The sequence below is a fragment of the Candidatus Krumholzibacteriia bacterium genome, from assembly GCA_029865265.1.
In the GTDB taxonomy this organism is placed as follows: Bacteria; Krumholzibacteriota; Krumholzibacteriia; order WVZY01; family JAKEHA01; genus JAKEHA01.
Genome location: JAOUHG010000005.1, coordinates 68,515 through 86,112, shown reverse-complemented (window position 1 = coordinate 86,112; position 17,598 = coordinate 68,515). Strand labels below are relative to the sequence as shown.

Annotated in this window: 14 protein-coding genes; 6 read left to right on the top strand and 8 right to left on the bottom strand. The window is 67.1% G+C overall.

Annotation, left to right across the window (positions count from 1 at the left end):
* The first annotated feature begins 113 nt into the window (after positions 1–113).
* Entirely contained in the window at positions 114–1,865 is a 1,752-nt protein-coding gene (locus tag OEX18_04000; protein MDH4336423.1) for a M14 family metallopeptidase, read from the top strand.
* Here the strand turns inward: OEX18_04000 and OEX18_03995 are convergent.
* The 3 genes from OEX18_03995 to OEX18_03985 all read right to left on the bottom strand — a co-directional run bounded on the left by OEX18_03995 (position 1,862) and on the right by OEX18_03985 (position 7,878).
* The gene (locus OEX18_03995; protein MDH4336422.1) at positions 1,862–3,541 is read right to left on the bottom strand and encodes an amidohydrolase; all 1,680 of its coding nucleotides are present in this window, start codon (positions 3,539–3,541) and stop codon (positions 1,862–1,864) included. The two genes, OEX18_04000 and OEX18_03995, sit on opposite strands and share 4 nt — an antisense overlap.
* Entirely contained in the window at positions 3,538–6,426 is a 2,889-nt protein-coding gene (locus OEX18_03990) for a protein kinase (protein MDH4336421.1), read from the bottom strand. The genes OEX18_03995 and OEX18_03990 overlap by 4 nt, the downstream gene beginning before the upstream one ends.
* Before the next feature lie 120 nt (positions 6,427–6,546).
* Positions 6,547–7,878 (bottom strand): SpoIIE family protein phosphatase, encoded by a 1,332-nt coding sequence (locus OEX18_03985; GenBank protein MDH4336420.1) that lies wholly within the window; start codon positions 7,876–7,878, stop codon positions 6,547–6,549.
* A 143-nt stretch (positions 7,879–8,021) separates the two neighbouring features.
* Between OEX18_03985 and OEX18_03980 the strand changes: the two genes are divergently transcribed.
* From OEX18_03980 to OEX18_03960, 5 genes are all read left to right on the top strand, one after another.
* Entirely contained in the window at positions 8,022–8,447 is a 426-nt protein-coding gene (locus OEX18_03980; GenBank protein ID MDH4336419.1) for a YjbQ family protein, read from the top strand.
* Positions 8,448–8,613: 166 nt separating this feature from the next.
* The gene (locus tag OEX18_03975; protein MDH4336418.1) at positions 8,614–10,659 is read left to right on the top strand and encodes a hypothetical protein; all 2,046 of its coding nucleotides are present in this window, start codon (positions 8,614–8,616) and stop codon (positions 10,657–10,659) included.
* Between the two features lie 42 nt (positions 10,660–10,701).
* Complete coding sequence (locus OEX18_03970) at positions 10,702–11,391, top strand: glycosyltransferase family 2 protein (protein ID MDH4336417.1); 690 nt, start codon at positions 10,702–10,704, stop codon at positions 11,389–11,391.
* Complete coding sequence (locus OEX18_03965; GenBank protein MDH4336416.1) at positions 11,388–11,747, top strand: DUF2304 domain-containing protein; 360 nt, start codon at positions 11,388–11,390, stop codon at positions 11,745–11,747. The genes OEX18_03970 and OEX18_03965 overlap by 4 nt, the downstream gene beginning before the upstream one ends.
* Positions 11,748–11,762: 15 nt before the next feature.
* A complete protein-coding gene (locus OEX18_03960; protein MDH4336415.1) occupies positions 11,763–12,737 on the top strand; it encodes a flippase-like domain-containing protein in 975 nt (324 codons plus the stop codon).
* Positions 12,738–12,784: 47 nt separating this feature from the next.
* On the opposite strand, the gene OEX18_03955 is transcribed toward OEX18_03960, so the two are convergent.
* The 5 genes from OEX18_03955 to OEX18_03935 are packed head-to-tail and all read right to left on the bottom strand — an operon-like array spanning position 12,785 to position 17,587.
* A complete protein-coding gene (locus tag OEX18_03955; protein ID MDH4336414.1) occupies positions 12,785–13,552 on the bottom strand; it encodes a creatininase family protein in 768 nt (255 codons plus the stop codon).
* On the bottom strand, positions 13,549–15,210 hold the full coding sequence (locus tag OEX18_03950) for a benzoate-CoA ligase family protein (GenBank protein MDH4336413.1): 1,662 nt from the start codon (positions 15,208–15,210) through the stop codon (positions 13,549–13,551). Before OEX18_03950 ends, OEX18_03955 begins: the two co-directional genes overlap by 4 nt.
* Positions 15,207–15,617 (bottom strand): RidA family protein, encoded by a 411-nt coding sequence (locus OEX18_03945; protein ID MDH4336412.1) that lies wholly within the window; start codon positions 15,615–15,617, stop codon positions 15,207–15,209. Before OEX18_03945 ends, OEX18_03950 begins: the two co-directional genes overlap by 4 nt.
* Positions 15,614–16,777 carry an acyl-CoA dehydrogenase family protein gene (locus tag OEX18_03940; GenBank protein MDH4336411.1) on the bottom strand — a complete coding sequence of 388 codons (1,164 nt, stop codon included), beginning with the start codon at positions 16,775–16,777 and terminating at the stop codon, positions 15,614–15,616. Before OEX18_03940 ends, OEX18_03945 begins: the two co-directional genes overlap by 4 nt.
* Positions 16,778–17,587 carry an enoyl-CoA hydratase family protein gene (locus OEX18_03935; protein MDH4336410.1) on the bottom strand — a complete coding sequence of 270 codons (810 nt, stop codon included), beginning with the start codon at positions 17,585–17,587 and terminating at the stop codon, positions 16,778–16,780.
* Positions 17,588–17,598 lie beyond the last annotated feature (11 nt).

Genomic DNA, 17,598 nt, shown 5'->3' with positions numbered 1-17,598 from the left:
TGGGGTTTTTCTACGATAAGGCCGTCCACCACCTCGCGCAATGAGGAAATTTGCTGCGCCAGCGCCGGCGCTGTGTATACTCCCCGACCATGATTCACGCGTTGATATTGGCCATGGTCCTCATGGCGTCGCCCGGGACCTCCCCCATCCTGACCAGCGAATTCGATCGATCCGGCGGCACCCGCACCGGAAGCTATGACGAGGCCATCGAGATGTGCCGGCAACTGGACCGCGCCTCGTCACGGGTCCGCTTCGAGAGCTTCGGAAGCAGCGGGGAGGACCGCGCACTCCCCGTGCTCATCGTAGACGCCGACGGGCACCACGACCCGGCGCGCGTACGCCGCGACGGCAAGCTGGTGGTGATGATCCAGGCCGGGATCCACGCCGGTGAGATCGACGGCAAGGACGCTGGTTTCAGGCTCATGCAGGAGATTGCCATCGACGGCAGCCGCCGGGACCTGCTCGATCACGCCACCATCGTTTTCATTCCCATACTGAATGTCGACGGGCACGAGCGCACCAGCCCGTACAACCGCGCCAACCAGAACGGCCCCGAGAACATGGGGTTTCGCACCAACGCCACCAACCTCAACCTGAACCGGGACTACCTCAAGGCGGACACGCCGGAGATACGCGCGTGGCTGGCACTGTTCAACCGATGGCAGCCGGACCTGTTCATCGATTGCCACGTCACCGACGGCGCGGACTACCAGTACGTCGTGACGTACGCCATCGAGACGTTGCAGAGCGCGGACACCGAAGTCAGCGAGTGGATTCGCACGCGGCTGGAGCCCGGCCTGGAGGCGCGCATGGCCGCCGCCGGCTACCCGCTCGCACCCTACTGCCTCTTCCGGGTGTGGCACGATCCCGGGAGCGGTCTTCAGAAACTCGTCGCGCCGCCGCGCTTCTCCACCGGGTACGCCGCCCTGCGCAACCGCGTGGCCATCCTCATCGAGACCCACATGCTGAAGGACTACGCCACGCGTGTGCGCGGCACCCACCGGATGCTCATCGAGACTCTCGAGATCGCCAACCAGGAGGCCCGGGTCCTGCGCGACGCCGTCACCCGCGCGGATGCGCTGGTTTCCGGCGAGACGTTTCGCCGCGTTCCCCTTCCGTTGGACTGGGCGGCGTCTTTTGAGGAGAGCACGATGATCGATTTCCTGGGCTACGCCTATTCGGTCGAGAAGAGCTCCGTGACCGGCGGCGACTGGTACCGTTACAGCAAGGAACCCGTGACCGTAGGCGTGGCTTATTTTGACCGCCCCCGGGTCACCGCCGAGGCCCGCCTGCCGGAGGCATACGTGGTGCCGCCGCAATGGGTGGTGGCGATCCAGCGGGTGAGCGACCACGGGCTCGCGTCCTTCATACTCCGGGAACCGGTGACCACGCAGGTCTCGACGGTCCGCTTCCGCGACGTCACCTGGGCCGCGACTCCCTACGAGGGGCACCACCCGCTCGAGTACAAATTCGACGAAGTGCTGGAGGAGAGAACGCTCGCGCCGGGGACGGTGATCATCGATCTCGCGCAGCCGGGCGCGCGCGTTGCGGCGCACCTGTTCGAACCCGCCGGCCCCGATGCGCTCGTGCGCTGGGACTACTTCGACGCGTCCTTCGAGCAGAAGGAATACATCGAGAGCTATGTGATCGAGGAAATGGCGCACGACATGCTGGCCCGGGATGCAGCGCTGGTGCGTGAGTTCGAGGAGATGAAACAGGACTCGACTTTCGCGGGCAACCCGGACCGGATCCGCGACTGGTTCTACCGCCGCACGCCCTACTTCGATACGCGCCAGAACCTCTACCCGGTGGGCCGCATCCTCGACCGCGACACCGTCGAGCGGCTGCGCCGCATGTCCCGCTAGTCGGTCGCCTCATGGACGACTTCGCCGTGCACCACCGTCATCACGGCACGCGCGCCGAGAATGGCGGCGGGTTCGCAGGTGAGGAGGTTGGTGTCGACGACCGTGAGATCGGCGCGCATACCAACCGCGATGATTCCGGCTCGCGACTCTTCGAAGGCCGCGTACGCCGCTCCCGAGGTGAAAGCGCGCAACGACTCGTCCATTGTGACTTTCTCACCCGGCCGCCATCCCCCGGGGGGATTTCCCGCGTGATCCTGCCTGGTTACCGCTGCGTAGATTCCCCACAAGGGATCCACCGACTCCACCGGCGCGTCGGAACCGAACGCCATGTGCGCGCCCGAGTCGAGCAGCGACCGCCACGCGTACGCACCGGCCAGGCGCGCCTCGCCCACGCGCACCGCGGCCCACGGCATGTCTGAGGTGGCATGCGTGGGTTGCATCGAAGCAACCACACCCATCGGCGCGAAACGGGACAGATCATTCACGTCGATAATCTGGCAGTGCTCGACGCGCGGACGCGCGTCCTGCGGCCGCGCCTGCGCGGCCGCCCGCTCGTACACGTCGAGGATGAGTCGGTTACCCCGGTCCCCGATGGCGTGCGTCGCCGGCTGGAAACCGCTCTCGAACGCGGCCAGGGTGAGGGCGTACAGCGTTGATTCCGGCTGCACGTTGAGACCGATGTTCCCGGCATCGTCGTCGTAGGGGGCAAGCAGCGCGGCGCCACGCGATCCCAGCGCGCCATCCGCACGCAGCTTGACGCATCGTATGACCAGCCGCCCGCCGAACTCCTCGCTTGGTCCGGCATCGAAGGAACCCTCCAGCAGCGACGGATACTCCGAATCCAGCATTGCATAGACGTTCAGGGTCAGACCGCCGGCAGCGCCGATCCTGCGCAGCGACGCGAGCACATCGGGCGTGGTGCCCGCGTCATGAAAGCCCACCAGCCCGAGGTGGTTACACTCCCGGATGGCGCGGCGCAGGCGTGCATCGACTTCCTCTGGCGCCGGCTCCGGCACATGCGCAAGAACGAGATTCTCGGCGTTATCGACCAGAACTCCGGTGGGTTCTCCATCGGTGTCGCGGATGATCCGCCCGCCCGCCGGGTCCGGCGTGTCACGCGTGATGCCGCACGCATCCAGTGCCGTGCGGTTCAACCACAGCGCGTGTCCGTCGACGCGCCCCAGATACACCGGGCTTGCCTCGGTGCCGGCAAGATCCCTCCAGGTCGGGAATTCGGTGACGCTCCAGTCGTTCTGATCCCAGCCACGGCCGTGGAGCCATGACCCCGGGACGGCCTGCTGCTGCTTCTGGCGGACGCGTTCCGCGACCTCCGCCGCCGAACGCGTTCCCTCCAGCGCGACTTCGCCGAGCGCACGCCCGAGACCGTGCAGGTGCGCGTGCGCGTCCACCAGACCGGGCAGAAGCAGGCGCCCCTCCAGATCGACCACGCGGGTGCGCGCGGAGCGGAAATCCCCTCCGCCCGCGTCGTTCCCCACATAGACGATGCGGTCACCGGCCACCGCCACGCACGTAACGCCATTCGCGGACGTGCCGGTCCAGACAACACCGTTTTCAAAGAGAATGTCCGCGGTCTGCGCGGACACGATGACGGGCAGGAAGGGCAGAAAGAGACCCAGCGGCACCAGCCGCGCGCGCGCGCGGAAGCGGCGCCTCACATGGTCCCCGCCGCGGTAAGACGATCCACGTTCTCACGCGCCTCGCGCACACTGACCAGGTCGGGGTCGCCATCCTTCAACATCGCGAGCACCTTCCGGTAGCAGGACAGGGCATCAGTGACATTACCCTTCTTCTCATACGCGTTGCCCAGCCGCAACCATGCCATTCCGTAGATGGTGGCGGTGTCTGCGCTGACCAGAGGCTCGTCGACGATCTTGCGCAGGCGTGCGATGGCGGAAGCGGCGTCCCCGCTGTTGAGTTCGCACACGGCCACGCAGTACTGCAACGTGGGCATCGAACCGCTCATATAACCCTTGAGCGAGGGCAGTTCGCGCAGGATGGCGGCGGCCCGCGTGCAGTCGCCCGCGTGCACCGCCTCGAACACATCGAAGCTGCGCACATGCGCGGGGGTCATCTTCTCCTTGTGCTCTTGCATGATGGCCCGCGCCCGCGACTCGTCGCCGCTGAGCATGGCAAAGAGCGCCATCGAGCGCCGGTAGTCCTTCCCCTTGTGGTCCGCGCCGGCCACATCGAACGCATCCAGCAATGCCAGCGAGCGCCGCGGGTCCTGGTAGGCCCAGTACTCGAGCCCGGCGCGGGACAGCAACAGGCCGGTGACGTACGTCGAATCGTCCAGCGTCTGCGCCAGCAGGGTCTTGCCGTTGTCGAGTTCCGCGAACGCGTCCCGGTAGCGGCCCAGGTACGGGAAGATCACCATCGCGCGCTGCGCACCGATCTCATACAGGGTGGGAAACTGCTCGTGCTCCAGGGCCAGCTCCCCGGCCAGGTCCAGCGCCTTGAGCGCGTCGTGGGGCTTGCCGAGCGCGAACTGCACCTGGGCCATGCGCAGCGGAATCCGCGGCGACTCCGGGTAGCGCTTGCGCACCGCGTCCAGGATCTGCCCCGCGCGGGCCACGTCGTCGCGCATGAAATGAGCCGTGGCCAGGTACTCGTAGGCCTCGGCCGAGGGTGCGGCCTGCACCCAGCTTTCCGCCGTCTTGAGGGCGTCGTCCTTGCGCTCCAGGCGCATGTAGGTCCACGTCAGGTGCTGCAGCGCCCGGTCCATATTGGGATCCACCGCCAGTGCCGACGCAAAATGGACCGCCGCGGAATCGTATTGCGCGGAATGGAACTCCGCGTCACCCAGGCAGAACAGCATCTCCTTGTCGTCCGGATAGAGCCCCCGCATCTCCTTGAGGATGGGCAACTGCGCCTCGAAGCCCTTGTCCAGCGACACCTGGATGGACCGCACCAGGTAGCGTTCCTTGAGCGGGAGCCGGTCGAGATGTTCGATGGCATAGCCGATGTGCCGCTTCGTCTCCTCCGGGTGGCCGCGCGTCCACCACTCCACGTATCCCAGGCGGTAGTGCGCCAGCGCGAAGGTCGAATCGTTCTCGATGGCCCGCGCAAAGGCCTCGGCGGCGCCCGCGAAATCGAGGTCGTTGAGCAGGGTCTCCCCTTCGAAGTACGCCTGGTAGGCGTCGAGATTCGTGGTCGTCACGTCACCCACCGCCGCACTGCTCGCCACCGCCTCGCTGGTGTCGCGCAGGTCGATGCGGATGTCGCGCGCGATCTCGTCGATCATGCCGGGGATGCTCTCCTGGCCCCGCCCCTCTTTGCGCGTCGTGTAGATGTACTTGTGGGTGCGGGTGTTCATGATCTTCAGATCGATGGTGTACAGGTCGCCGAAGCGCCGGATGGTCGGAATCACCAGCGCGCCGACCCCCCCCGCGTCGCAGATGCGCTGCCCCGCCGACTCATCGATGCGCGCCACCTCGTCCCGCCCCAGCGACTCCAGGATGTCCAGCATGCGCGCGCGCGTCATCACCGAAAGCCGCCGCGATTGCTCGAGCGCGGTGATCAGCATCCCGGAGAGACCGTCTAGCGCCGCCTCGTCGGTATCGTTGTCAAAGTCGATCACCGCAATGGGGACGCGGTCTTGTCCGCCAGCCACGCGTCCGCGCAGAAAGTCGTAGCCCAGAAACCCGGCGATGATGGTGACGATCGCCGCGGTTGCAATTCCCACCAGGCTCAAGCGGCTGGGATGCCGGGCCACGCGCCCCACGCCGGTCATGCTGTCGAGCACCCGGCGCAGGGCGGCGATCAACTCGTCGAGCGACTGGTAACGGTCGGCGGGATCCTTGACCAGGCAGCGGTCCACGATCTTCAGCACCGCGGCCGGCAGGCCGGGTCGGAAGTCCGCCAGCGGGCGGTGGGACTCGTTCAGTATGGAGTACAGGACGGCCTGCTCGTAGTCCCCCCGGAAGGGCAACTGCCCGGCGAGCATCTCGTAGAGCACCACCCCCAGCGACCAGATGTCGGTGCGCTGGTCAACCGCCTCCCCACGCGCCTGCTCCGGCGACATGTACGCGGACGTGCCGCGCGACGTGAAACGCTCGTCGGTCTTGCCCTGCCCCACCGGGCGCGCGAGTCCGAAATCCATGATCACCGCGCGTCCCGTCGGCGTGATCATGATGTTGGAACTCTTCATGTCGCGGTGAACGATGTTCTTCTCGTGGGCCTGCTTGAGCCCGTCCGCGATCTGAATGAGGTAGCGCAGCGCGTCAACCGCTTCGATGCGCCCGGAGAGCACCCGGTCGCGCAGCGTGGAGCCCTCGACGAACTGCATGGCGATGAACGTCTGGCCATCGATCTCGTTGATCTCGAAGATGGTGCAGATATTCGGGTGGCCCAGCCCGGCCGCGGCGCGCGCCTCGGCCACCAGGCGCTGCTGGTCCTCGGGGCGAGCGACGATGGCCGGGTGCAGGAACTTGAGGGCAACCGTCCGGTTGAGGCGGGTATCCTCCGCGCGATACACGACACCCATGCCGCCCTCGCCGAGCTTCTCGGTGATCTGGTAGTGATGGATCTTTCGGCCGATCATCGATTCCTCATTCCGGCGGCGGCCCGGCGGACAAACGTATATGCCATGTCGAAGGCGGCGCGCCTGTCCTATCTACGCCGGAAACGGCCTCCGGTTGCAGCCGTTTCGGCCGGCCCGGCTTCACTGGGTACGTTTGACCACGATGATGGTCAGGTCGTCGATTCGCTCGGCGCCCTGCTCGTGCTCGCGGACAGCGGCCACGACGCGGCGGAGGATTTCCCCCGCCGGTTCCGCCGCGCTCTCCCGCAGGCAGGCAATCAGCCGTTCCTCCCCGAAGGGGTGCTCGAATTCGTTGACCGCATCGGGAATCCCGTCCGAATAGATCACCATGATGTCCCCGGCCTCCATTCGGGCCTCGCCCGCCTCGTAGGGGAAATCCTCCAGCACGCCGAGGGCCATACCACCCGTCGGCAGGCGGTCGACGCTGCCATCCGCGCGCAACAGGATGGGGTTTTCGTGGCCGGCGTTGCAGTAGCTCAGGTCGTGGGTCGCCGAGTCCAGCAGCGCGATGAATAGTGTCGCAAACTTCTCGGGATCGGTACTCTCGTAGATGAGGCGGTTGGATCGCGAAATCGTCTCCCCGACCGGTGAGTCCAGAGCCGTCTGTCCGCGCAGCGTTGCCTGCAGGTTGGCCATCAACAGGGACGCCGGCAGCCCCTTGCCGGACACGTCTCCCAGGCATACCGCCCAGCGATCATGGGGCACGTGGATGAAGTCGAAGTAGTCACCGCCGACCATCTGTGCGGCGTCGCTGCTGGCCGCAAGCTCGTAACCGGGCAGCTGTGGCGGATTCTTGGGCAGGAGATCCTGCTGGATCTGCGCGGCGAGCTTGATCTGCTCCTTCATACCCGCCAGCGCCTTCTCCTCCTCGTACAGGCGCGCGTTCTCGATGATCTGTGCGGACTGGCCGGCGATGATCGCGAGCAGGCGCTGGTCCTCCTCGGTGAAGCCGTCCTGGGTCTTCTTGTTGTAGCTCGTCACCACGCCGATGAGCTCGGACTTCACCATCAGCGGCACGCACAGGATGGAGTTGATGGACGCGTCCCACTTGAGCCCGCGGAAGCGGTCGTCGGAGGTGGGGTCATTGGTGCACAGGGGCTTCTTGTAGAGGTGCATCCACCCGATGAGGTTTTCATTGATATGGAAGTGGGGATGATCGGCCGAGGAGGTCATCGCCCGTACCAGGGTCTTCATCGACTGCCTCGCGTCCCGGTCGACGAGTGTCACCACCGTCTGCTCGGCCTGCACGGCACGCATGGACCGGTCCACGATCTTGTGGATGATGTCCTCGGAATCCACCGAGGCCCCGATGGCCCGGGCCAGGTCGTTGAGGATCGACAACTCCTCGACCGCGCGCCTCAGCTGGTGGTTTTCCTCTCGAAGCGCCCCGACCTCGTCGGCGGTCCCTTCGTCCTGGCGCCCGAACGGGAGGCGAAAACCCTTTTTCGTCATGCCGGCCTCTCTGGTAAGGTACGCGCAACGCCCCCGGTAAGCGGAGGGTGGCCCCAGTATCCGACGGTTCAACCGTCTATTGCAACACCCCTTTCGCCCCAGGCGCAGGCCCGCGGAGGAGGTCTCCGGCCGGAAAGACCGCCATGAAGATCGAGACGGCACGCCTTCAGTTCAACACCGACGACGGTGCGTCCCTCTCGGACGTCACCGCCGAAGTGAATGCGTTCGTGCGCGACTCCGCCTTCCAGGCCGGACTGTGCATTCTAACCGTGGCGGGCGATGGCTGCTGCCTGACGCTGGCACCCGACCTCGACGATGACATGGACGACCTGCTGCGGATCGTGCGCACCCACCTCGCCACCCCGGCGCCGTCCGCACCCACCGACGAAAACCGTGACCGCCTCGACGTGGATGACTCGGGATACCCGGCGGCCGGGGTGGTAGCCGACTCGATCACGCTGACCATTCGGGACGGCGGGATGAACCTGGGAAGCTGGGACGGCGTCATTCTTCTGGACGCGCGCGGACCGCGCCCATGCCCGGTGGACGTGACCCTGATGGGCGCATGACAATCAGAATCAACTTGAAGACAGCGCCCTATCTCATTTAAACTTATGTGTATTAGCGGATTCTCCAGATGTACCGGGACCGCTTGAACCTGCATCATCCCAGGCGATCTTGAATTACCGCGCCGTTACACCCTCTCCACGACCAGGCACGGCCGCAGCCCTTCTCGTGGCCGCCGCCACCGCGTCCCTGGCACTGGTGCCGTTCGCCCACGGGGCCCCGGCGGGACTGCCGGGCGCCGTCTACCGGCTCTCGACCTGGTTCTGGCTGATGCTCGCGCCCGGCCTGCTGATGGCCCGTCTGGCGAGCGGCGGACGCCCCCGCTTCGCCCTGCTGTCCGCGCTGGTCGCCTCTCCCGCAATCCTGTCCGTCCTTGCCGTCCTGGTCATGCTGGCCGGTTTCTCCCCGCGTGCGGCGGGAAGCACCATGCTGCTGGCGACGGCCGTTGTGGCGCTCGCCGCATGGATGCGCAGCCGTGGCGGCGCGGGTGCCTCCCGGCGTGGCGACCGGCGCGAATTGCTGATCCTCGCCGGCCTCACGCTCGTGGTGGTGGTGCTGGTCGCGTGGCTGCCAATGACGCGCGAATGGTGGCGCGTGCGCTCCGACGCGTGGTTCCACGCCGCCGTCACCGCCCAGTTGCGCGACTACGGACTCCCCCCGGAGGATCCGTACTTCCTGGGGATGCCGCTCCAGTACATGTGGGTGTACCACGCGGTGGTTCTAACGCTGTCCTGGTGCATGCAACTGGATCCGTTCCGGGTCATGGCCCTGTTCAACGCGCAGGCGCTGGCCGGGCTCACCGTCGCCGCGTGGTCGCTGGCAGGGGTGTTTCGCAAGTCGATCCCACATCGCCTGGCCGGCGCGTCGACGCTGCTGTTCGCGTTCAACGCCGCGTTCTGGGTGTTGCTCCCCGTAAAGGGGGTGCGCGCATTCATCGGCGATGTCCGCGGGTGGGACGAACTCGCGCGCACATTCACGCTCTCCCCGTTCACCTACGACACCGCGCGCGGTTTGATGGACATCTACTTCAACCAGGCCTTCTTCCTGGACAAGTTCATGGTGGCTACCGCTTTCGGTTTTGCGCTCACGTGCTACACCACCGCCTGGTTTGCAGCCACCGATTATCTCGCAACGCGCCGTCGCGGCGCGCTGGCCATCCTGGCCGCCGCCCTCATCGGCATGCTCGGCTTCCACACGCTGGTTGGGTTCGTGGCCCTGGTCGGTATCTTCGGCGGTGTCCTGCTGATGCTGCTCTTTCGCCGGCAGGTGGATCCGTTTTCCACCCGCGAGCTGCTGCTTCTGCTGGGTGTATCGCTGGCGTGCTTTCTCGCCAGCACGCCCTACCTGTACCAGGTGATGCACCTCAAGGAACGCGAGCAGATGATTCCCATCAGCTTCTCGCTGCGCAAGACGGCGAGCATCCTCATCCCGTCGTTGTTCGTCCTGGTCATGGCGGTGCGCCGGCGTGTGCTCTTCGCGGATCGCTCTCCGGCCGCGCGGACGTTTCTTTTTGGTGTGGCCGCAGTCACCGCATTCTGTCTTGCGATCCGGCTGCCCGGGCCCAACACCTACGACAAGCCGGGGTTCTTTGTTTTCATCCCGCTATCCATACTTGCCGGGTTCGCCGTCGCCGACTCCGTGCTGGCCCGGCGCGGCCGCGCCCGCATTGCCGCTGCCGCCGGGTGGTTGCTGCTCTTCTTCCTGCCGGTGAACGCGATCGCGCTCGCGGCCTGCTTCAACACCCCGCCCGAGGAGGTCGTAACTCCGGCGGAAACGCACCTCTCGGAGTGGGTTCGCGACAACACGCCGCGTTCCGCCGTCTTCATCGACGACCACGACCGCGTCTTCCTGCTGGTCACCGGCCCGCGCCGCTACTACTGGGGACGCTGGGCGTACGCCCAGCAGTGGGGTTATCCCCGTCTCGACATGGCCCGCCGATACCACGTGCGCCGCTGCCTCTACACCAGCGCACCACTCGACGCCGACGCCCTTGCATCGCTCGGCGGCATCAGCGAGGAACTCTACGTCGTCGTCCGGCCCGAACACCGCGCGTCGGGTGCCTCGGTCACCCGCCCGTCCGCACTCTTCTCGCTGGTCTTCGACGACGGGGAAATCGCCCTCTACCGGGTGGATACGGCCACGTGCCGGGACGCCGCCGGGGTCGCCCCGCCGGGCCCTTCTTCCCAGGAGTTGATCCGTGACTCGGGCCTGTAGCCGCAACGACGCGTGTGCGGACGCGAGCCGTCGGGGGGCCGCGTGACGTCCAACCGCGACGTGTACGTCGTCATTGCCGCGCACAACGAGGGGCGCGTGATTCGTACCACGGTGATCCCGCTCGTCGAACGCGGCTACTCGGTGGTGGTAGTCGACGACGCTTCCAGCGACGACACCGAGCGCCAGCTCGAGGGGCTGCCGGTCAGCGTCCTGCGCCACGGCATCAATCTCGGCCAGGGTGCGGCGTTGCAGAGCGGAATGCAGTTCGCGCTCCGCCGGGGAGCACGCTACATCGTGCATTTCGACGCCGACGGACAGCATCGCGTGAGCGACATCGACGCACTTCTCGCTCCGCTCCGCTCCGGCCAGGCCGACGTGGCGCTCGGATCACGCTTTCTTCGCGCGGAAGACCGCGCCGCGGTGCCCGCGCGCCGGCGGCTGCTGCTGCGCGGCGGCGTGGTCGTCAACGGCCTGTTGACCGGGCTGTGGTTGTCCGACGCGCACAACGGATTGCGCGCACTCACCGCGCAGGCGGCCTCCCGCATCGAGTTGCGCGAGAACCGCTTTGCACACGCATCCGAAATCCTGAACCAGATTCGACGGGCCCGCTTGCGCCATGTCGAGGTACCGACGGCCATCGTCTACACCGCCTACTCCATGGAAAAGGGCCAGTCGTCGCTGAACGCGGTCAAGATCGTCATCGACCTGTTGCTGAGGAGGATCTTTCGATGAGACCGGTACAGTTTGTACTCATTCTGCTGCTTCTCGGCGTGCTGATGCTCTACTTTAGCCGGCTCCGCTCGGGGCTGCTCGACCGGGTCGTCGTCCTGCTGTTTGGACTGCTCGGCATCGCGATGGTGGTTGCGCCGGACTGGACCAACGGCGTCGCCCACCTGGTCGGCGTGGGCCGGGGCGTGGATCTCTTCTTCTATTTGGCCATCGTTGGCTTCGCCTTTGCCGGGCTGGTGCTGTACTCGAAAGTCCGCGATCTGGAGTTGCAGATCACCAAGCTGGTACGCATCGTCGCAATCGACCGCGCACGCCAGCCGGACGCGATCCAGGTACCCGAAGAGCGGGACGGGCCCTGATTCCGGGCACGAGCGATGAAACGGCGGCTGTTCCTTGGCGTGATCATCAGCGCCGCCTTCCTGTGGATGGCGGCGCGCGGCATCGACTGGGCGCAGTTCCGCGCCTCGCTGGCGCGCGCGCAGTGGATATACCTCGTCCCGGCCATCGTGCTCACCATGCTGGGACACTTCAGCCGCGCTCTACGCTGGAAGATCATGATGAACCCCATCAAGCGGTGCGGAATCGGACCGCTGTGGTCCGCCACCGCCATCGCCTTCATGGTGAACAACCTGTTGCCGGCGCGGGTCGGAGAGTTCGTGCGCGCATTCGCCATCGGACGTTCCGAGAAGGTAAGCCGCTCCGCGGCCTTCGCCACCATCGTCTACGAGCGCGTGGTGGACGTCTTCGTGCTCATCCTCCTGCTGTGGTACTGCATGGTGACCATCTCCGGCCCGGAATGGCTCGGGCGCAGCGCCGGTATCCTCATCGTGTTCAACGTGGCCCTGCTCGCGCTGCTCTTCGCAATGGTGCGCTGGCGTGCGCGCTTTCGCGCCATCCTGGCCGGCGCCTTCCGCGCCCTGCCGGACCGCGCCCGCGGGCGCCTGGATACCTCCGCGGACTCGTTCATCGACGGCCTGGGCGTGGTCACACAGCCGCGATCCTTGATCCCGATAGCGCTGCTCTCCGTGGTGGTGTGGGGATGCGCCGTACTCGGCGTCTACTTCTGCGTGCTCGCGTTCGGGTTCGAGATTCCATTCCTCGCCAGCGTGTTCCTCATCGTGATCATTTCCATCGGATCCATGATCCCCTCCGCACCCGCGTTCCTGGGCACGATGCAGTACGCCTGCGTCATCGGCCTGGCAGCCTTCGCAGTGCAACGCGCCGACGCGCTGGCCTACTCGACCATCTACCACGCCACCCAGTTCTTCCCCATAACGATCGTGGGGCTGTACTACGCCTGGCGCTCGCAGCTGCATTTCTCGGATTTGTCTGGGAAACAGATGAACTGAGCGCGCCGGACCCGCTTCGTGGGCGTCCGGCAATGCCACCCGGTGGGTCAGTCGCGCAGAGCGATGGCCTCGCGGACGGTGGTGGCGATCATCTCCGCGAGGCGGTCGAGCATGTCCTCGCCGTGCGCGGACGACGCACGGGCCGGTGCGCCCGCATAGGCGCGCTCGAGCCCCATCTCGCTGAAGCGTTCGACACCCCGCGCGAGGTTTTCTGAAAGACTGATGTCGACTTCGGGCAGTTCCCGGCGCAACGCGTCGCGCACCGCACCGGGTGCGGCGGCCATCACGATCGACGTCTCGTACTCACCCGCGTGGCATGCGCCCCGCTTGAACTCGTCGGATAGGGTGCGCGCGAAGCGCCGTTCCAGCGGGGTGGCGGCGCTTGCCCGCCCCGCCTCGAAACCAGCGGCCGCGGCACGCACCGCCGCATCGTTCGCGGGCTCGAGGTGGTTGTTCACCAGGCACACGTGGGCGGCGCCGGCGCGCAACCACCCGGACACGACCCCACGCAGGTAATTCTCAACATCGCTTGCCGGGACGCCCACCGCGCCGGCAAAGTCGCGCGCGCACTCCGTGACCCCGTAGGGGGCATCCGGGGCGACCAGCGCCGGGACACCCTCCATCCGCAACAAGGCGGCTGCTCGCACCGCGGCAGCGCGGGAGATGATCAAGTCCGTGTCGAGCGGCAGGTGCGGCCCATGGGGTTCGATGGCACCCACCGGCAGCAGAATGCACAGCCGGCCACCGCCCGCCGCCGCGGCGAACTCCTCCGACGTCAGCCCCGCCGCGAAGATTCTTTCGGCGCCGTCGCTCATGAATTCTCTCCCCTGCGCTCGCGCTCGACGAGCACCCTGCGATCGATCTTGCCCCGGTCGTTGCGCGGCAGGTCATCCACGAACACCACCCAGCGCGGGTACTTGTGCTTGGAGAGGCGCTCCTTGACGTGCTCCTGCAGTTCGCGCTGCAACGTGTTCCCCGCTGCGACCGTGCCCTCGCGCAGCACCACGAACGCTTTGGGCTTGGTGAGACCCGCGTCCTCGGCCGGGATGACCGCCGCCAGCGACACCGCGCCGTGCGTCATCAGGCACTCCTCGATCTCCAGCGGTGCGACGAACACGCCCCCCACCTTGAACAGGCTGTCCGCGCGTCCCGAGAACCACAGGTAGCCATCCGCGTCCATGCGGAACAGGTCGCCGGTGCGGCACCAGGGTCCATAGAAGGTGCTCCAGCTCTTGTCGCGGTCGCCGTGATACTCAAAGGCCACGCTCTCCCCGCGCACCCACAGCACGCCGGTCTCGCCACGCGGCAACTCGGGCGCCCCGGGGGCGCCAGCGTCGGTGGCAAGCACGCGTAGCTCGTAGCCCTCCACCGCGCGCCCCAGCGAACCCGGCCGAATGTCGCCGGGACGGTTGGAGGCGTAGATGTGAAACATCTCCGCCGAGCCGATACCGTCGTACACATCGTTGCCAAAGCGCCCCATGAACCGTTCCAGCAGCGGCGGCGGCAGCGCCTCGCCGGCGGAGAGGTGGAATCGAATGGATGAGAAGTCGAGCGGCGTTTCGCCGGCCTCGCGCCGCGCCGCATCGTACTCGAGCAGTTTCGACATCATGGTGGGCACGTTGGTGACGACGGTGGGGCGATACATGTCGACGGCACCCGCGAGCACTTCGGGCGTTGGACGCTCCGCGAACAGGCACGAAGTGGCACCCACCGCGAACGGGAACATGAGGTTGGTGCCGGTGGCGTATCCGAAAAACAGTCCGGGCACACTGACAGTGACGTCTTCCCGCCGGTAACCCACCGTGCGCTTCGCGTAGACCTCCGTGTTGTACGCGAAGTCGCGCTGCGCGTGCACGGCGGCCTTGGGACGGCCGGTCGAACCCGAGGTGAACAGCCAGATGGCGGGATCGTCGCGGCGGATCTCCCGGCGCGGCGTGTGCATGACGCGGCCGGCCGCGACTGCGTCGCGCAGCGCCAGCACCTCGCAGGCGGTCAGTGCCGGGAGTTCACATTCGCCTTCGGGATCTTCCCCGGTGGCCACGTCCGGCACCACCAGCACCGTCTTGAGCTGCGTCGCACTGGCGAGCGCCGGTGCGAGATCACGCACGACCGCCGGCACGGTTATAAGCGCGGACGCACGCACGTAGTCGATCACGTATGCCAGGTCGTCGCGTGGCGCCACCGGATTCCCCATGGCCACCACCGAACCATTGGCCAGCGCGCCGAAGAACGCCCACGCAAAGGGCGGCGTGTCGGGCAGAACGACGTACACGCGCTGCTCGCGCTCCACCCCGCGAGCGCCGAGGAAGCGCGCCACCGCCAGGCTGCGCGCCGCCACATCCCCGTAGCTGTATGCGCGCGGGCCGAAGCGCAACGCGGTCTTCTCCCCCAGGCCCTCCTGCAGTCGGTCGAAGAGGAAGTAGTCGGCCAGCGAGAACGTCTCCGGAAAGGTCACCCGCGCGGCGTGCGTCACCGGGATACATCCCCCCGCACCACCACGGCGGTGGCCTCGATCTCCACGCGCGCCTGGCGCTCGACCAGCGCCGTCACCGCCACCAGGGTCATGGGCGGATAGTGCGCGCCCATGACCTTGCGGTAGGCATCGCCCAGCTCACGCTGCGAACGCCTGTATTCTTCGATATCCGTGACGAACCAGGTCATGCGCACGATGTCATCGGTGTTCGCGCCCGCGGTGGCGAGAACGGCGGCAATGTTCTCCAGCGCGCGGCCCGTCTGCGTGACCAGGTCCGTGCCGACGAACCGGCCCGCCTCGTCCGTGCCGATCTGGCCGGAAACGAACACCAGTCGTCCCTCCGCCTCGACACCGTAGCTGTAACCCTTCGGCCGCACCCAGCCCTCGGGATGGAGTGTCCGCTTCATGGCGTTCCTTCCTTTCCGTTCCGGTCGAGCAACGCGCGCGCGATGACCAGTTTCTGGATCTCGGTGGTGCCCTCGTAGATGCGCAGCGGACGGATCTCGCGGTACAACTCTTCCACCGGCGATCCCGCACACACGCCCAGCGCTCCCAGGATCTGCACGGCCTCGTCGATGACGCGTTGCGCGGACTCCGTGGCGAAGGCCTTGGCCATGCCCGCCTCCAGCGTCACCCGCTCCGCGCGCGTGTCCCGCGTCCACGCGGCCCGGTACACGAGCAGCGCGCTGGCGTCGATGGCGGTGGCCATGTCGGCCAGCTTGGCGCGGATCAATTGATAGTCGGACAGGGGGGCGCCGAACTGGTGCCGCGTGGTGGCGTGCGCCAGCGCTTCCGCCAGTGCGTGGCGCGCCAACCCCACCGCCGCCGCACCCACCGTGGCCCGGAACGTATCCAGCGTTCCCAGCGCCACCGCGATGCCGCGGCCGGCGTCACCCACCAGGTTGCTCACCGGAACGCGGCAACCGTCGAAGCGGAGGTTCGCCATCGGGTGCGGTGCGATCACCTCGACGCGGTCGCTCGTGTCGAGCCCGGCCGTGCCCGCGTCCACCACGATGGCGGAGAGCCCCTTCGTTGCCGGGCCTTCGCCGGTGCGCACAAAAACCACGTAGAAGTCCGCGATGCCGCCGTTGGATATCCAGCGCTTCTCTCCGTCGAGCACGTAGTGGCCGCCATCGCGCCGCGCGGTGGTGGCAATGGCCCCCACGTCCGATCCCGCCCCCGCCTCGCTCAGCGCAAACGCCGCGACGGCCTCTCCGCCGGCCACCCGGGGCAGGTACTTCTCGCGCTGCGCCTCGCTCCCGAACAGGGCGATCGGTGCGCTGCCCAGCCCCTGCATGGCGAAGGCAAAATCGGCGAGCCCCCAGGCCGCCGCCAGTGTCTCGCGCAACACGCACAGCGCTCGCACGTCCAGGCGTCCGCCGACCCCGGCCGCGTAGGCGAGCAGGCCCGCCCCACCCAGCGAGCGAACCAGCGCACGCGTGGCGCGCTCCGCGTCGGGTTCAGCGCGCAGAGCCGCGAGCTCGGCGGTCCACGCCGACGCCCGCGCTGCCAATGCACGGTGCGTGTCATCGAGAAACGGCCACTGCAGGTGCGGCTGCGCGTCCATTCAGTCTCCCTCGAAGCGGGGTGCTTCCTTGCGTGTGAATGCCTCGTAGGCGCGACGGAAGTCCTTGCTCTGCATCAGGAGCGCCTGCTCGCGGGCTTCGGCCACCACCGCGGGCACGACGTCCATGGCCCATTCCTCGAGCAACATGCGCTTGGTGACGCGGTGCGCCATCATGGGGCCATCGGCGATCTCGCGCGCAAACGCAGCCGCCTCGGCCGCAAGTGCATCGGCGGCGGGCAGGCGGTTGAAGAAACCGTTCGCGTGCGCCTCCGCGCCGTCCATCATACGTCCCGTGTACAGCAGTTCGGCCGCGCGCCCGTGCCCGATGATCCGCGGCAGCATCGCGCACGCCCCCATGTCGCACCCGGCCAGCCCCACGCGCACGAACAGGAATCCCACACGGCTCTGCGGCGTGCCGAAACGGATGTCCGATGCCATGGCGATGGCCGCACCCGCGCCCACGCACACACCGTCAATTGCGGCCACGATGATCTGGCGGCAGGTGAGCATGGCGATGACCAGATCACCGGTCATGCGCGTGAAGGCCGCCAGTTCCCGGGGCGGCATGGCCACCAGCGGGCCGATGATCTCGTGCACGTCGCCGCCGGAGCAGAAGTTGCCGCCCGCACCGCGCACGACCACCGCGCGCACGGTATCGGCGTCACGCAAGGCGCGAAAGGTGTCGCGCAACTCGGCGTAGGACTCGAACGTGAGCGCGTTGCGACGCTCCGGCCGGTTCAGTGTAACGGTGGCGACACCGTTATCGAACTCCCATGCGAAATGCTGCGGCTGGAATGATGCCGGATCCATGTGCCCTCCGG

Excerpts from the sequence above, each read along its gene's own strand:
- OEX18_04000 (MDH4336423.1), top strand. The coding sequence starts at position 114 with ATGGTCCTCATGGCGTCGCCCGGGACCTCCCCCATCCTGACCAGCGAA.
- OEX18_03990 (MDH4336421.1), bottom strand. The coding sequence starts at position 6,426 with ATGATCGGCCGAAAGATCCATCACTACCAGATCACCGAGAAGCTCGGC.
- OEX18_03985 (MDH4336420.1), bottom strand. The coding sequence starts at position 7,878 with ATGACGAAAAAGGGTTTTCGCCTCCCGTTCGGGCGCCAGGACGAAGGG.
- OEX18_03980 (MDH4336419.1), top strand. The coding sequence starts at position 8,022 with ATGAAGATCGAGACGGCACGCCTTCAGTTCAACACCGACGACGGTGCG.
- OEX18_03965 (MDH4336416.1), top strand. The coding sequence starts at position 11,388 with ATGAGACCGGTACAGTTTGTACTCATTCTGCTGCTTCTCGGCGTGCTG.
- OEX18_03960 (MDH4336415.1), top strand. The coding sequence starts at position 11,763 with ATGAAACGGCGGCTGTTCCTTGGCGTGATCATCAGCGCCGCCTTCCTG.
- OEX18_03955 (MDH4336414.1), bottom strand. The coding sequence starts at position 13,552 with ATGAGCGACGGCGCCGAAAGAATCTTCGCGGCGGGGCTGACGTCGGAG.
- OEX18_03945 (MDH4336412.1), bottom strand. The coding sequence starts at position 15,617 with ATGAAGCGGACACTCCATCCCGAGGGCTGGGTGCGGCCGAAGGGTTAC.
- OEX18_03940 (MDH4336411.1), bottom strand. The coding sequence starts at position 16,777 with ATGGACGCGCAGCCGCACCTGCAGTGGCCGTTTCTCGATGACACGCAC.
- OEX18_03935 (MDH4336410.1), bottom strand. The coding sequence starts at position 17,587 with ATGGATCCGGCATCATTCCAGCCGCAGCATTTCGCATGGGAGTTCGAT.